The sequence below is a fragment of the Salinibacillus aidingensis genome, assembly GCF_039522525.1.
Taxonomy (GTDB): domain Bacteria; phylum Bacillota; class Bacilli; order Bacillales; family Alkalibacillaceae; genus Salinibacillus; species Salinibacillus aidingensis.
On sequence record NZ_BAAADO010000003.1, the window covers coordinates 514,619 to 530,842 of the forward strand.

Here is a 16,224-nt window from a genome sequence, read left to right on the forward strand (position 1 = left end):
AAATTTTAAGAGAACGCTATATCTAATAAACATCACTCACTACTTGTTAAATATTGATACAGCTTATAATCAATACTCTTCTCCATAACCATATTCATGCACACAACAGGTTTATAGCTATCCTCCATTTTTGTTTGTTTTATTGTATCCTGATCTATATCTGCTTTACCTAAATAATAGAAGTCTTTCCCCTCGTCATCATCCTTCTTAACAAAAATGTGAACATCAATGTTATTCTCTTTTGCTTGAATAATCTCTTGTACTTCCTTTGATTTTAATGTGCGATTACTTCTTGTGAACCACCTGAGTATATCCTGATTAACAAATTCATCACCATAATCAACGCTAGAATCAACATCTTCATCTTTGTGATAGGTGATAAATATAGGGGTGGTTTGATATTTTGTTTTATAACCATACATCGTTCCCTTTTCATCATTCTCCCAATTTAGTAATCTACAGACATCTTTTCTTGAATACTTTTGATATAGAGTAAGTGGCTGTTCACTAATGTAGGTTCTGTTCTTCAATTTAGCACTTTCTATAATATCTGCGACAAATATCTTAAAATAATTATTCTCATTTAGACTCTTACGAACGTATGGATTGAAATAAAAGTTGTTATTATCGTCTAAAATAATAACAGGTTGGTTGCCATATTTATTTTGATCAACAGAAGTGAAAAATGACAAATTAAAGATTCTTTTTACTGATTGCAGTGTTGCTTCATTAACATAACAATTTTCACGCTCTAATTGATTGATATATTCTTTTTTAGAAATCGTGTCCTGCTTAAAAAGCAAGTCTAATAATATGATTTCATGCTTTCTTTTCCCATTTAAGACTTCTTGTGAGAGCATAGTTAGTACTTGGTTTTCGTACTGTGTGAAAGAAGGAAGCTCTTCTCGCATTTTTATCAAAAACTTATAGTAGTTTTCGAATTTTTCGATAAGTACTAAAGGATCAATTGAATGGTTGGTAATAAAGTCATATAAATAAGGTACTCGTCCAATTTTATTTTTTAATTCGCTATATGAATCTTGTAAAATTTTTATAGAATTAAGTGTGCTATTTTTGATAGATTTGAAAATTTGTTTTTGAGCAATTTCCTCAAAGTTAACCGTGGAAACTCCTTTTATATAACTTGTATCATTCAAACGTCTTCGAATATTATCTTTGTTTTGTGATTGGTCGCCAGACAGTGCAATAGGAATTAAATAGTTATTTTTGTAATTACCGATGAAATCAATGATAGTTACAAAGTCTTTTGACTCATGCTTACGCAGACCTCTTCCTAATTGCTGGACAAAAACAATGCTGGATTGGGTCTGTCTTAACATAACGACTTGGTTTATACTTGGTATATCAATTCCCTCGTTAAAAATATCAACAGTTAAAATATAATCTAATACTCCATTTTCTAATCGATTTACTTGATTCATTCTTTCTTCTTGCGAATGATCTCCAGTTAATGCAACGGTGTTGTAACCCTTTTGATTCAATGATTTAGAGAGTTCTTTAGCCTCATCTTTTCGACTACAAAATATTAAACCTTTAACCTCTTCGCCCGAATGTCCATAATACTCGATTTTATCAATAATATGATTAACTCGCTCCTCTGTTACAAGTTTTGCTAAAGAGGCTGTATCATCTAGAAGTTCACCATTTAATTCAAAATCAGTTACCCCAAAGTAATGAAAAGGACAAAGCATATCTTCCTCGAGAGCTTCTTGTAAACGAATTTCATAAGCAATATTATAGTTGAACAACTCGTAAATATTAAAATCATCTGTACGTTCAGGAGTAGCCGTCATCCCAAGCAGAAACTCAGGAGAAAAGTAATCAATGACTTTTAGATAAGACTGTGCTCCTGCTTTATGAACCTCATCAATTAAAATGTAATCAAATTCGTCTTTTTGAAACCTTCTTAAGTTATCGTCTTTTGAAATACTCTGTATTGTTGCAAATAAATACTTTGCATTTGTTTGTTTATTAGAACCGGATAGAATTCCAAAGTCTTTGTCAGGACCTCCCATTACTCTTTGGAAATCAGATTTTGCTTTTTCTAATATTTGTTCCCGATGAACAATGAATAGCATCCTGTTTGGTCTATATCTTCTGACATCAAATGCAGAAAGATAAGTCTTTCCAGTACCAGTTGCTGAGATAACTAATCCTTTATTCTCTTTAGACTCTCGTAGAGCCTGAATTTGTTTTAATGCCATTTCTTGCATTTTATTTGGTGTGATCTTAATGGAGTCTTTTAGTGCATTTTGTTCATATTCAGAAGGAAACTCTATTACATTTTCTACAAGTCTTTGATCTGAATTTTGATTATATCTTTTTTCGTATTGTAAAATCCAATGCTCTGTTAATGGTTCTGCGTCTTCCCAAATTTCTTCAAATTGATTTTTAAAGTGATGTATGATCTCACCATTCTCATGAGATGTCAATTTTACGTTCCATTCATAATTTTGCTTTAGGGCATGTGCAGTTAAGTTAGAGCTTCCAACTATTAAGGAGTAATACGTATGATTATCAAAAATATATCCTTTAGAATGAAAGCCTTTAGTAGTAGTTAACCTAACTTCCACATTTGTTATTTTTAGTAGTTCTTTAAAAACTTTAGGTTGATTAAAATATAAGAATGTCGAGGTTAAAATTCGACCATTTACACCTTTCCTTTTTAGATCATATAAATGGGACTTAAGAGTAGCTAACCCACTATCGGTAATAAATGCAACAGAAAAAAGAAAGGATTTACATCGATCTAATTCTTCTAAGAGGGAAGGGAGGACCTGTTGTTTCTGCTTCGAATCATTGACTAACAATTCTGGCTTGTATCGGTCATACTTGTTGTGTTTATAGTTTATAAATCCTTTATGTAAAGAGGCTTCTAAATTTTCCAGAAATCCTGACATATAAACACCCTATCTAATAGTTTATTTTGGCTATATTTTAATATTTTACCATTTTTGTTTCAAATCAAAATAATAAGCTACTCACTTTTTGCTGGTGAATAGCTATTTTTAAAGTTAATCTATCGTAATGGTGTTTTATTTGATAATTTTTCTATAGCTGGAATGTCAGCAGGTGCCCAATCTAACTCAGGTAATTTTTCGGGTATCAGCCATTTAATCTCCTTATGTTCAGTTAATGTTGGCTCCTTATCCAAAAGTTTACAATAAAAGGTGGTTAAATGAACAATGCCAAAATCATATTCATAAACGGTTTGATCTATTTGTTCACCTATCTCTATTTCGCAACGCATTTCTTCCTGTATTTCTCGTTTCAGCGCTTCTTGAGTTGTTTCTCCTTCTTCAATTTTACCTCCTGGAAATTCCCATTTTAGAGGTAATGATTTTTCAGGTCCTCTTTGTGCACAAAGAATTTTCCCATTTTTAACTAAAACCGCTCCAACTACGTATATATCTTTTTTCATACTTGGCCTCCTATTAAATGTTCGATAACTATACTCTAACATATTTGAAAGGATAAGGTTTATAGGGAGGAGGAGAAGAGTGCTTTCATAAAAAATAACGATATATCAATAATTTTTTATTTGATTTACATATAACTCTGTATTCGTCATGATAATTACAACTTTTCCTAAATACGTAAATGAGCCACAAATGTGTTTTGTACCTTCCCACAAAAAAACATAAAATATAAAACTTTAATATTAGATTCCTGTACATATAATCCTGAAGTTGGTTTCGCTATAATAATGCTTAACGAAAAAATCATTCGAACAGGATATCTTCTATAAAACGTTCAGGACATTTAATTTTTCAGTTTGAAGGAGGGTAATCTTTTTATCATTAACTTTTGTAACCGCTTACGAAGTTGTGAAAAGTTTTAAAAGGGGAGTGAATGTATGTACAGAACCATGGATGGAGAAGAGATCTTTATTATTGATGCCCATATTGCTTTGTGGGATGCAAGTAAGGAAAATCAGTTGAATGTACATGGACAGCAATTTATTGACTGTTTTTATGATTATCAGACGAGTCTGAGTCCTCAGGAATTTTGGTGGGATAAAGAAGATTTTTTAAAGTACAGTGAAGATCGTTTGATTAAGGATGTATTTCATAAAGGGTACGCGGATATGGCAATTTTCCAGCCTGTTTTGCTGAAGGAATTCTATAAAAACGGGTTTGGGGACATAGAAAATAGTCAAAAGCTGACTCAGACTTATCCGAATCGACTTATTTGTAATGATACCTTTGATCCGCGTCATGGGAAACGTGGCTTAGAAGAGTTAGAGAAGTCGAATGAACGCTACAGTCTCAAGGGTGTAAAGCTGTATACTGCTGATTGGTATGGTGATTCCAAGGGATATAAACTTTCCGATGACTCAACCTACCGTTACTTAGAAAAGTGCCAGGAATTAGGAATTAAAAATATCCACATTCATAAAGGACCTACGATTACTCCACTTAATCGTGATGCGTTTGATGTAGCAGATGTTGATGACGCAGCAACCTCATTTCCAGAATTGAACTTCATTGTTGAACATTTAGGTTTACCTCGATTAGAAGACTTCTGCTGGATTGCAACCCAGGAAAAAAACGTATATGGCGGTTTATCCGTGGCTATGCCGTTTATTTATGCACGTCCGAGATATTTTGCAGAGATTATGGGTGAATTACTCTTCTGGTTAGATGAAGACCGGATCATTTTTGGTAGTGACTATGCAATCTGGGAACCTGGCTGGTTAATTGAGAAGTTTATGGAGTTTGAGCTTCCAGAGGATATTAAACAAGAAACAGGTGCTGAATTAAATTTAGATGTGAAGAAGAAAATTTTGGCGGGCAATGCTGCACGTTTGTACGACATTGATATTGAGGCACAAAAAGGAAAGATTAATAATGACAGGCTTGCTCAAGAAATGAATCTATCAAGTGTTTAATTCGATTTTCCAGTTGAGAGGATGTTGGTATGTCAAAAAAGCAGGACGTAATGGAAAAGCTGGATAAAGTCTACGATCCCGAGCTTGATCAGCCTTTAACAGATTTAGATTTTATTGATGATATAACCATTGAAGGATCTGATGTTGAGGTAAAATTTCGGCTTCCGACTTATTGGTGCTCCCCAAACTTTGCCTATATTATGGCTGAGGATATTAAGGAGTATGTTTCAGAAATTGATTGGGTTAAAGAGGCGCGGGTGACACTGGATGATCACTGTGCATCTGATGAAATTAATCATGGAGTCGCACAGGGGAAGCAATTTAGCCAATCTTTTGAGGGCCAGACTACTGGAGATCTGGATGAATTGAGAAAAACCTTTCGAATAAAGGCTTTTTATTCAAGACAGGATCGATTCGTTCGTCATCTGTTGAACAAGGGATTTTCTAAAGAAGAACTTGTTCGATTGACGCTGCAGGAGTTGGAAGATATCACACTTTCTGAGGAAGGAATCCATTTACGTGACAAATACTTACAGAAAAAGAAGGAATTAAATCATCCCGGGACTTGTATAAATGCAATAACGGATCCCGAGGGGAATGCCATTACCATAGATGATTTATCAGATTACTTATTAGGAATAAAGACCACCAGGTTAAGTATGGAGTTTAACGGACATTACTGCAGAGGTCTTTTGGAAGCTCGTTACCATTTAGAGAAGACAAATTAAGATGTGCTGATTAGTGCTTCATGCATTAATAATAAATTTAAGGAAAGGTGATAGAATGAGTAAAAATGTATTGATTATTACGGGAGATGCTGTAGAAGCTTTAGAGGTTTTTTACCCTTATTACCGCTGTGTAGAGGAAGGAATTGACTGTACGATTGCTTCACCAGTTAAGAAAAAGCTTCAAACAGTGGTTCATGATTTTCTGCCGGAAATGGACACATTTACAGAAAAATGGGCGTATAAAATTGATTCTCATGCAGCAGTGGAGGATGTAAACCCAGCTGATTACGATGGATTAATCATACCAGGCGGTCGCGCGCCGGAATACATTCGGATGGATAAGAAGGTTCAGGAGATTGCTGCACATTTCCTGTCTGAAGATAAGCCAGTCGGTGTCATCTGTCATGGACAACTCGTTTTGACCCCGATAAGAGAGCATGTAAAGGGACGTGAATTAACAGCTTATTCAGCATGTCAACCAGAAGTGGAAGCTGCAGGAGCAACCTATATCAATGAACTCATACATGTAGATAAAAACATTGTATCTGGTCATGCATGGCCTGAGCTTCCTTTATTCATGCGCGAATTCTTTAAGATTTTAGGCGTTACAGAAGGTGTGAAAGCATAGGAGAGGTGCCTGTCACCACCCGAAAAATCTTGTTTCACAAAATGTCTCACAGAAGGTCGGCAATCTATTCTAGTGATTTTCACAAGATACATCTTCCATAAAGAATCTTCATTGAAGATTCATAAAGTAGCCCCTCAAGGCAGCAGAACACCGAGGGGCTATTTTTTATTTTCACTTCAAATAAATCCGAACCTGATGACGGATTACAATCATTTGAAGTTTTTATCCGTATTCATGCAGGCAGGATTTTCCGTTTTTTTGTTCAAATAGATAAGATACAGACTTAAACGGAGGTGAATCTATGCAGCTTCTCCCTGAACTTGCCAATAAAATCATCTATGAAGTTCGTGTCATCCTGAACGAAAATCTGATTGTGGTAAATAAAAATGGTACGATTGTGGCCTCGACCGATGAAAGTCGAATTGGTAGCTTTCATGAAGGAGCAAGAAACGTAGTCAAGACTGGCGAGAAATTGTATATCACACCTGAACGAGTAAAGGAATTAAAAGGCACAAAGCCAGGCATTAATTTACCTGTGAAGTTTGATCATAAGGTTATTGGGGTTATCGGAATTACTGGTAATCCAGAGGAAGTTGAACCTTATGCTGATTTGCTGAGGAAAATGACAGAATTAATCATTCAGGAATCCTATCATTTGGAACAAAAAGAGTGGGAGAAAAGAGGTCTGGAAGCCTATTTTTATGAATGGATTTTTGCCAGGGAAGTTGATGAAGATTTCATCCATAGAGGGCAGATGTTGGGAATATCAATTGGAAATCCTTATATGTGTATTTTGATTCAGGTACATACAGAAAATGAGATTCCGGAACTTCATATGGAATCAAATGTCTTGAATTGGTTTCAAAGTCAGTTTCCGAAAGGTGGGGAAGATTTTCTTATCCGCTGGGGAAAAGGAAGATTTTTATTAGTGAAAAATAAAACTCCTGAAGTGAAAAAGGAATTTTTAACGTATCATTTTGATCGATGGCGGCGTTATTTTCTAAACCATTATAAATGTGTGCTTTCATTTGGAGTCAGCAAGTCCGTCGCTAAATTATACATCAATCAAGTATATACAGAGGCAGAGAAGGCTTTACAGGCTGCCGGAAAAAGTGGGGAAATTTTATTTTATGAAGATTTACAATTGGATATTATTCTTTCCGAAGCCTGTGAGCAGGCACAAGAGGAATTCGTATCCAGGACACTCCAAAATGTATTAAATAATGATGAATTACAGGATACCCTTGTAGCTTATTTACTTCAAAATCAATCGATAAAAGAAACCTCAAAAAAATTACACATACACACCAATACCCTACATTACCGACTTAAGCAAATCACCGAACTTACAGGGCTCGACCCGAAAAACACAAAAGGGGCCACATTGTTTTATGTGGCACTTCATATTATTGGAAAAGTATAGAATGTTTACCCAGCATGTTCCTTGTTGCGATATTCATAAGCTTCAAGTAAATAATCAACAATATGGACCGCTCTCATTTGGTGAGCCATTCTTTCCTTTTCAATGCCCATTTTCATTTGCAAAAGGCATCCCGGGTTTGCCGTAACAATGACATTTGCTTGGGTTTCCTGTGTCCGCTTCATTTTATAGTCTAATATTTGCATAGACATTTCGGTTTGCACCAGATTATAGATTCCGGCAGATCCACAGCATCGACTGGCATCTTTCATTTCTACATAATCGGCACCTTGAATACTCTGAAGCAATTGTCTTGGTTCCATGAATGTGTGCTGCCCATTTTTTAAATGACAGGAATCCTGATAAGTGACGACTTGCTGGGGGAGTTCCAATGGCTGCTTATGAAAACCCAATTCAATCAACAGACTGGAAATATCTTTTATTTTACGATCAAAGGATGCTGCTCGATCCTTCCAGTCCTCTTCATTCTTTAAAAGGTGATGATAGTCGTTTAAAAAAGCTCCACACCCACCGGCATTGGTAATGATATAATCAACATTAAGATGCTCAAAGGCTTCAATGTTTTTCTTAGCCATTTCTTTTGCCTGCTGTTTTTCTCCGCTATGACCATGGAGCGCACCGCAGCAAATCTGATTATTAGGAATAACAACTTCACACCCGGCGTATTGTAAAAGTTTGATGGTTGATTGATTGGTAGATAAAAAGAGAGAGTCCATTAAACACCCTGTAAAAAAAGCCACTCTTTTCTTATTGCTGGATAGAGGCATGAGAACTTCATATCGATCCTTAGCCGTTTTCATCTTTGGTACCATAGGAAGGGATTTTTCCATAAGCCTGAATGCAGATGGGAGAATTTTTGTTAATTTAAATTTATGTACGAGCTTTTGGATTTTGAACTTTTGATAGAATCGTAGTAGCCCCGCTAATCTTCTTAAACGCTTTGGCTTGGGAAACAGGCCTTTAAAAGCGATTTTTCTTATCATTCTTTTGAGGAGCGGTGTTTTTTGGTTTTGATAAATAATATCCCTTGCTTCTTCCAGTAATTGACCGTATTGAACTCCTGATGGACATACAGGTTCACAGGCCCGACAGCCAAGGCACATATCAAGAGATTTTTTTACTTCTTCATCTGGTTCAATGTCGCCATCCACGACTCCTTTCATTAATGCGATGCGTCCCCTTGGAGAATGGGCTTCATCCTCTCCGGTCTCAATATAGGTGGGACAGCTCGGCAGGCAAAACCCGCACTTCATGCAGTTTAGAAGTTCGTCATAGTCCATTCTCTGCTGGAACTCTTCCTGAATTCTAGCTTTCTCCTGCGTATTCACGATTGATCACCACTCTTTTTTGATTATGATTGATAAACATCTTACCAGGGTTCATGATCTGATTAGGGTCCAGGGCAAATTTTAGCTGTTTCATCGCATTTAAGCCTGTGTCTCCTAATTTCAAATGAAGGTATGGAGATTTCATAGCTCCAACTCCGTGTTCTCCTGTAATGGTTCCACCTAATTCAATAGCTTTCATAAAAATTTCCTCAAAGGCTTTTTCCACGCGTTCAATTTCTGCTTCGTTTCGGACATCTGTGAGGCAAGTAGGATGTAAATTTCCATCTCCGGCATGGCCAAACGTACAAATGTTCAGGTTATACTTTTTTGCGATAGTGTTAATAGCTTTGACCATATTCGCGATTTCAGATCGAGGTACAGTAGCATCTTCAAGGATAGTGGTAGGTTTTAAACGGGAAAGAGCAGAAAGAGCTGCACGTCTGGCTGTAGTGAGTGCCTCAGCCTCTTCGTTTGTTTGAGCAATGGTAACGTCAAATGCTTGATTTTCCTTACAAATGGAGGATATGTCGTGAATGTCTTTCTCAACTTTATGGGGGTCTCCATCTTGTTCAATGAGCAATACAGCTTTTGCGTGCGTCGGTAAACCAACCTTCGAAAAATCCTCAACCACTTTAATGGTAGGCTGATCTAAAAATTCGAGTGTGGCAGGAATGATTTTATGGGCAATAATTGCAGAGACGGCTTCAGCAGCCATTTGGATATCTTCAAATAAAGCAAGGGCTGTCTTTTTTGTTTGTGGAAGAGGCAAGAGCTTTAATGTTGCTTCGGTAATAATGCCGAGTGTACCTTCTGATCCAACTAACAGGCGTGTTAAGTCATATCCGGCAACGTCCTTTGCTAATTTGCCTCCTGTACGAATAATATCTCCATTTGGAAGGACAGCCTCTAACCCAAGAACATAATCCCTGGTAACCCCATATTTTAAACCCCGCAGGCCTCCGGAGTTTTCATTGATATTTCCGCCGATTTGCGAGACTTTTAGTGAGCCTGGGTCTGGTGGATAAAAAAGCCCTCTTTCTTCCACTTGGTTGATAATTTCCTGTGTAATTACGCCTGGTTGTGTCGTAATGGTTAAATTCTCCTCATCAATCTCAAGAATTTTGTTCATGTTTTTCAGCAGCAGGACAATACCGCCTTCCAATGGCGTTGTACCCGCGCTGAGGTTGGTCCCTGATCCCCGGGGCACAAGCGGAATTTTATAATGATTACATATCTTTACGATTTGTGAAATCTCATCTGTATTGTTTGGAGCTACAACAGCATCCGGCATGGACTGAAACTGCGGGGTTGCGTCATAGGAGTATACAAGTTTATGGGTGTAGGAGTCCTGATAATTGTGTTCTCCTACAATTCTCAATAATTCCTGTTTGACTTTATCAGGTAACATGAAATGACTCCTTTGTTTATCATAGTACTTTTATTGTATTAAATAGGGGCAGGGATATTAATGTGTGATTGTACAGAAATGGAGATACAGGGGAGAAGTTTTTTTGTACTTTTACCTAAGAAATAAGATTCGTATAGCTTGGATAAAAAAACCCGCTATTCTTTAACTCAGAAGAAAAAGTTAAATAATAGCGAGTTTGCGTGTGAAACATTCCGTGAAACAAGATTTCTCGGGGAGTGACAGGTACCTTACGAAATCAACTTCAGCCCAACCGCCGAAGACAAAATCATGGTAATAAACAATATTCGCTTCCATTCCCGGGGCTCCCCATAGATGAGCATTCCCATTACAGTTGACCCCACAGTTCCGATTCCTGTCCAGACGCCGTAAACGGTAGCCATTGATAAGGTTCGCATGGCAAACCCCAGGAGTGTCAGACTAAGGCCAAAGGTAACGATAAGAATCACTAATGCATCCCACTTTTTCATGGCTAATCGCTTTAAATTAAGTACGCCTATGACTTCACAAATTCCTGCTATAATAATTGCTAACCATGCCATTTATGCTGTCTCCTTTGTTTCTGAAGATTCATTTGGTTCATTTGAGATTTGTTTTAACCCAATCACTCCAATGAGAAGAGTACTGATTAATAGGATCTTTAATAGATTAAAAGGTTCCCCGTATACAATAATTTCCACCAGCACTGTTCCGGCTGTTCCAAGACCCGCAAATACAGCGTAAAGCGTTCCTACAGGGAGGCGTTTTGCGGAAAGTGGTAAAAGGACAAACGTTGTTATAATGGCAATGATGGTAAACGTCCATTCGACTGTATTTCCTGAATGTTTAAGTCCGGCCACCCAGAATACTTCGAAACAGGAGGCTAATAGGACGTAAATCCAGTATCTGTTCATGTGCGTCACTCCTTATCAGATGATGCTAACCCTCGCCAATAAATCGGAAAGGAGACATTAACTCGTTCAAAAAATTCGTTTTTTCCGGTAAACAGAAGCTCGATGACGACTCCATCTACCAGCGTTATATAAGCGAGAGCAGCCTGGTAACTGTCTACGCCGGTAAGCTCACCATTTTTATGGTGATGTTTCATGAGTTTGACCAAAAGCCGCTGCATTCGGGCAATAAAGGCATTCACGATTTTTGAGACTTCCCCTCTAAAGTGCCAGGGTGGGAAAAAGCACATTCTTAATAATAGTTTTGCTGTATCAGATTGATAGAATCTATCCTCAATATAATCAAAAAATCCCAGTAATTTTTCTTTGATCGACTTTTGCCCGGATGATTGAAAATAGGAGAGGATATTTCTTCTTTCCAGACGAAAAACATACCTTACAACAGTAAGGAACAAGTCGTCCTTACCCTTATAATGGGAGTAAATAGTTGATTTTTTAATTCCTGTTTCCTTGGCAATTTCGCTTAAGGAAGCACCCTCATACCCATGCCTGGCAAAATGGGAAAGGGCAACATTACGAATTTTTTCTGAACTCACTTATTTCACCTACCTACCGTTCGGTCGCTTTATTTTCTCACAGGATATTTATAAAGTCAATGTGCTTGTTTTAGAGGTTTACAGGGGAGAATTTGGTTTTGATGAAGAAGAATTTTTATAGATTCCGAGAGTCCAAAGATTGAATGATTGCGGGACGATGGAACCTACGGAAGCAGGGAATGTCACCATAGCTGTTTTCGATGATACATGCGGAAATTTAATTCAGATTGCACAGATGAACGCTTGACGAATGTAAGGCAGCCCGGCAGCAATTCCACATTGGCGCTGTGAAACATTTTGTGAAACAAGATTATTCGGGTGGTGACAGGCACCCATCCGAGTGTGTAGAGATATTGGTCAATAGTTTGTTGATCAAAAATATATGTCTCATGATACGTCTGCCATCTGAAATATTATTATTTGGGAGATGAAGCATATGCATGAGGAAACGAGATTACCTCAAAACGGAAAGGAATTTGCACTGTTTTTAGCCATTATTTCAATAATCTCAGTGAATATTATCGCGCCTATTATTATGGGATTTGAATTTGGTTTTCACAAAGAGGTTTACTTTGAGACTTTGCAGGTTCTTCCGTTTGTATGGATAAGTGTTATTTTGCTGGTAACTCTTGTGGCAAATCCAATAGTGAATGAACTGTTACCAAAGTTTGTGGGACCTAAAGAGGGATTTAATGCGAGGGTATTATTTAATATCTTATTTAGTGTAACCATCTTGTCCATTTTACTTACAGTTATTGGATCCTGGATCGGATTGGGAGAAATTAGTTTAGAGCCGATCCAAACATTCTTTTATTCCTGGCCACGTAACTTTTTCATTGCATTTTGGGTGGAAGCCTTAATTGCTCAGCCAGCAGCAAGATTTGTCATGAAAAAATTACATGCAAGTCAATCCGTAAATAAAACAGCAAATGCGTAATGCTTCAGTTCGAATGACACAAGTAAACTGCTTCGCTATGATATATGTATTCATCAAAAAACCGCTATCTAAATCGATAGCGGTTTTTTTGATGCGGCGGCCCGTGAAACATTTTGTGAAACAAGATTTTTCGGGGCGTGACAGGCACCTAAACAGCCTGATCATCCTGTTTCTCGGTTTTATTAATAATCGATGTTCCAACAAGGTCGCCGGTAACGTTGAGTGCTGTACAGCCCATGCCTACCAGGGCGTCAATGGCTGTTAACAGGGCAACGGCTTCCATGGATAGGCCTAATTGCGCAAATACTGTAGCAATCATAACAATACCTGCTCCTGGTACACCTGCTGTACCGATGGATACGAGTGTTCCTAACACGACAATTTGTAGCATGTCCGGGAAGCTTAAGGTTTCACCCATAACGTTGGCAGCAAATACTGCAGAAATAGCGATTCGGATGGCAGCCCCATCCATGTTAACCGTGGCTCCAAAAGGCAGGCTGAACCCGTATAAACTTTTGGATAGCCCTAAGTTTCTGGCTGCATTCAGTGTAAGAGGAAGGGTACCTGAACTGCTTTGAGTAACAAAAGCAGTGATCATCGGTGTACGTGCCTGTTTGAAAAATTCACCTATTCGAACGTTAAACAGCTTCATGAAGATGATATAAATGACAAGCATACCTAATAAAGCAAGATACAAGACAAGGACCATGCTTCCCAATTCCTCCAGCGTATTCAGTCCCTGACTGCCGACTGTATTTGCAATGATCGCGAAAATTCCAATCGGTACATACTGCAGAATCGCCTTCATAATTGTTAAGGTAGCTTCGTTCAATCCATTTACAACCTTATATACCTGCTCTCCCAGCTCACTGTAATCTTTGGTTGAGCGTAAGTAGGAAATCGCAATACCAAAGGCAAGTGCTGTGAAGATGATTCCAAGCAAGTTCATCTCACTAAATGCTGTCACGATATTTTCAGGTACAATGTTTAAAAGTACGCTGATAAACCCGGGATTTTCCGGTGTTTCAAATTCCTCAGTTGGAAGAGTCATGCCTGTTCCAGGATTGAATAGGCTGGCCACTGCTAAGCCAATAGCAATCGCGAAGGCAGATGTAATCACATAATAAAGAAAAACCTTTCCGCCCATTCTGCCTAAATCCCCGATTTTAGTCTGATTGACCCCGACTATAAGGGTAAATAAAATAAGTGGAATAATTAAAAACTTAAGCAAGCGAAGTAACAGGTCTCCGAATGGGGACAGCACGGCCGCATCCGGTCCAAAGATGAAACCGACAATAATACCAAGTATAAGTGCAACTGTAATCTTTAAAATAAGGGATGCTTCGATATATCCCCGCCATATTGCTTTCATCTTTCAATCTCCTTTCTAAAATTATTTATTCCTATAAGTTTACTAGGAATTATAGATTTCTATGAAAATATAAGGTAAAAAAAGAAGAATGTCAAAACTTTTGCTTTTTTGTCCATAACCATTTATTTACCTTACATCAAGAGCTTCTAAACATGCACGATGTTTGTTTCATGGAAAAAACACCATGCGAGGGTTTCACATGGTGCTTTCCAGACTTAACAAAATGTATCTTTAGGTTTTGGCACGGATAAACCGAATAAAGGTCTAAGATACAGAGCAACAAAGGTTCCTCCCAGGGCTAAAACACCCCAGATATATCCGTGAAGACTGAAGGATGCAATTCCACCGAAGTAAGCTCCGATATTACATCCAAAGGCCAGACGTGCACCGTAGCCTAACAGAATTCCTCCAATGATAGAGGCCACTACATTTCCTGGGCGTAGTTTTGAAAACTTAAACAGACCGCCTGCTGCGGATGCAAGAAAGGCACCCAGGATGACACCAAGATTTAATACAGTAGTAGAATCTGCAAAAATAGAAGATTCAAGAGCAGCGGCATTTGCACCCTGCCAGTATCCCCAGCTGGCTACGTCAATTCCAAAGAACTGGGCTGCTTTAGATCCCCATAAAGCGAACGCTGACGTTACACCCCATGGTGCACCGCGTGTCATAAGTGTTAAGGCATTAAGCACGGCTAACACAATTGCAGCTGTAAACAGGGGCCAGGAACCTCGGAATATTCGCTTCCACCCTTTTTCACTAGGTAATGGAGGCATTTTGGGCGGACGTTTCTTCTTTTCCACTCTTAAAGTAATCCATGAGATTAGTCCGAATAAAGCGATCGAAACAATCCAGGCGCCACCATATCCAAGTCCTGTTGTCGTAGCTAATGATACAGGTTCAAATGCCGGCATTTCTTCTGTCCAGAATGGCAGATGATAGGCTCCTAGAGTTGATCCAACAATAAAGAATAATAGCGTAATAAACATAACAGAACGCCCGCCACCGACGGCATAAAGTGTACCAGACGCACATCCGCCCCCAAGCTGCATTCCAATACCAAATAGGAATGCACCGACGATAAGACTGACGCCAACGGGGGAAACGTAGCCTGAAACCTCATCACCAAAGAATGAAAATCCAAAGGCCAGGATAGGAGCAAATAGCGTAACGGCAACCCCCAGCATAACCATATGTGCACGTAAAGCCTGCCCATTTCCAACAGACATCAGCCTGCGGAAGGCGGAAGTAAAACCAAATCGTGCATGAAAGAGGGTATAGCCAAGCAGCAGTCCAATGACCAGCAGTAGTGGCTGTGCTCCATTTTGTGTCATCATGAGATAGATTAGTAACACAGCTCCAACCAGCAGTCCTCCAATGATTAATGGGGTTTGAGGCTTATTTAACGTTGACTGGTGCTTTTGCACGGGTTCAACCTTGTCTTGTTGTGTTTGAATATTTGCAGTTGCCATTTAAAAAACACCCTTTTCTTATGAGTTTGGTTGGTTTAATTCTGATTTACTTTATTTATAATACTCACATGTCAGCAACATGTCAAAGGAAAAATTTTAAGGACAGAGGAGCAGGCCGGGAATCCCTTATTAAGGGAGTGGCCTGTCCTTCTGTCCTGAATTTTAAGATTGGGCAAATTTTTTTATTTGCTCTTCAGGAATATATCCAATGGAACGATCTGCTTCCTCACCGTCTTTGACCAGGACAAGTGTCGGGATACTCTGAACCTTGAATTCATTTGCCAGGTCTGATGCCTGATCAACATCTACAGAGTAAAAGTCAACACTGTCCAGTTCATCAGCTGCTTTTGAGACCACCGGCCCCAGCATACGGCAGGCTGGTCACCAGTCGGCGGTAAATTGAAAAACAGCCGGCTTGTCCATACTCTTAATAAGGTTCTGATACTCTTCGGATGTAATGGCTTTAACCACCTTTTAACCCTCCTTCTCTTTTT

15 protein-coding genes and 1 pseudogene are annotated in these 16,224 nt (G+C 38.4%); 6 read left to right on the forward strand and 10 right to left on the reverse strand.

Annotated features, from left to right (window positions below):
• Window positions 1-32 precede the first annotated feature (32 nt).
• Entirely contained in the window at window positions 33-2,921 is a 2,889-nt protein-coding gene (locus tag ABD006_RS09530; protein ID WP_343840078.1) for a DEAD/DEAH box helicase, read from the reverse strand.
• 119 nt (window positions 2,922-3,040) lie between these two features.
• Window positions 3,041-3,442, reverse strand: coding sequence for a (deoxy)nucleoside triphosphate pyrophosphohydrolase (locus ABD006_RS09535; RefSeq protein ID WP_343840080.1), 402 nt, complete (start codon window positions 3,440-3,442; stop codon window positions 3,041-3,043).
• A 435-nt stretch (window positions 3,443-3,877) separates the two neighbouring features.
• Between ABD006_RS09535 and ABD006_RS09540 the strand changes: the two genes are divergently transcribed.
• From ABD006_RS09540 to ABD006_RS09555, 4 genes are all read left to right on the forward strand, one after another.
• Window positions 3,878-4,912, forward strand: a complete 1,035-nt coding sequence (locus ABD006_RS09540; protein WP_343840082.1) for an amidohydrolase family protein — start codon at window positions 3,878-3,880, stop codon at window positions 4,910-4,912.
• Between the two features lie 29 nt (window positions 4,913-4,941).
• Window positions 4,942-5,640, forward strand: coding sequence for an iron-sulfur cluster assembly protein (locus tag ABD006_RS09545; protein WP_343840084.1), 699 nt, complete (start codon window positions 4,942-4,944; stop codon window positions 5,638-5,640).
• A gap of 55 nt (window positions 5,641-5,695) precedes the next feature.
• Complete coding sequence (locus ABD006_RS09550) at window positions 5,696-6,268, forward strand: DJ-1/PfpI family protein (RefSeq protein ID WP_343840086.1); 573 nt, start codon at window positions 5,696-5,698, stop codon at window positions 6,266-6,268.
• A 301-nt stretch (window positions 6,269-6,569) separates the two neighbouring features.
• Window positions 6,570-7,691 (forward strand): CdaR family transcriptional regulator, encoded by a 1,122-nt coding sequence (locus ABD006_RS09555; RefSeq protein ID WP_343840088.1) that lies wholly within the window; start codon window positions 6,570-6,572, stop codon window positions 7,689-7,691.
• A 5-nt stretch (window positions 7,692-7,696) separates the two neighbouring features.
• On the opposite strand, the gene ABD006_RS09560 is transcribed toward ABD006_RS09555, so the two are convergent.
• From ABD006_RS09560 to ABD006_RS09580, 5 genes are all read right to left on the reverse strand, one after another.
• Complete coding sequence (locus tag ABD006_RS09560) at window positions 7,697-9,037, reverse strand: (Fe-S)-binding protein (RefSeq protein ID WP_425542205.1); 1,341 nt, start codon at window positions 9,035-9,037, stop codon at window positions 7,697-7,699.
• Complete coding sequence (gene glcD / locus ABD006_RS09565) at window positions 9,015-10,445, reverse strand: glycolate oxidase subunit GlcD (RefSeq protein ID WP_343840090.1); 1,431 nt, start codon at window positions 10,443-10,445, stop codon at window positions 9,015-9,017. The genes ABD006_RS09560 and glcD overlap by 23 nt, the downstream gene beginning before the upstream one ends.
• 248 nt (window positions 10,446-10,693) lie before the next feature.
• Window positions 10,694-11,005 (reverse strand): DMT family transporter, encoded by a 312-nt coding sequence (locus ABD006_RS09570; protein WP_343840092.1) that lies wholly within the window; start codon window positions 11,003-11,005, stop codon window positions 10,694-10,696.
• Window positions 11,006-11,356, reverse strand: coding sequence for a DMT family transporter (locus ABD006_RS09575; protein ID WP_343840094.1), 351 nt, complete (start codon window positions 11,354-11,356; stop codon window positions 11,006-11,008). It abuts the gene before it with no gap.
• A 5-nt stretch (window positions 11,357-11,361) separates the two neighbouring features.
• Window positions 11,362-11,949, reverse strand: coding sequence for a TetR/AcrR family transcriptional regulator (locus ABD006_RS09580; protein ID WP_343840095.1), 588 nt, complete (start codon window positions 11,947-11,949; stop codon window positions 11,362-11,364).
• A gap of 154 nt (window positions 11,950-12,103) precedes the next feature.
• On the opposite strand from ABD006_RS09580, the pseudogene ABD006_RS09585 reads away from it, so the two are divergent.
• Window positions 12,104-12,196 (forward strand): annotated as a pseudogene (locus ABD006_RS09585) (VOC family protein); the annotation flags it as partial.
• Between the two features lie 189 nt (window positions 12,197-12,385).
• Entirely contained in the window at window positions 12,386-12,886 is a 501-nt protein-coding gene (locus ABD006_RS09590) for a hypothetical protein (RefSeq protein ID WP_343840096.1), read from the forward strand.
• A gap of 148 nt (window positions 12,887-13,034) precedes the next feature.
• On the opposite strand, the gene ABD006_RS09595 is transcribed toward ABD006_RS09590, so the two are convergent.
• The 3 genes from ABD006_RS09595 to ABD006_RS09605 form a co-directional block, all read right to left on the reverse strand.
• A complete protein-coding gene (locus ABD006_RS09595; protein WP_343840098.1) occupies window positions 13,035-14,258 on the reverse strand; it encodes a dicarboxylate/amino acid:cation symporter in 1,224 nt (407 codons plus the stop codon).
• 215 nt (window positions 14,259-14,473) lie between these two features.
• Complete coding sequence (locus tag ABD006_RS09600; protein WP_343840099.1) at window positions 14,474-15,730, reverse strand: YeeE/YedE family protein; 1,257 nt, start codon at window positions 15,728-15,730, stop codon at window positions 14,474-14,476.
• Window positions 15,731-15,892: 162 nt separating this feature from the next.
• Window positions 15,893-16,099: a thioredoxin family protein gene (locus ABD006_RS09605; protein WP_343840100.1), complete on the reverse strand. Its 207-nt coding sequence runs from the start codon at window positions 16,097-16,099 to the stop codon at window positions 15,893-15,895.
• Window positions 16,100-16,224: the final 125 nt, after the last annotated feature.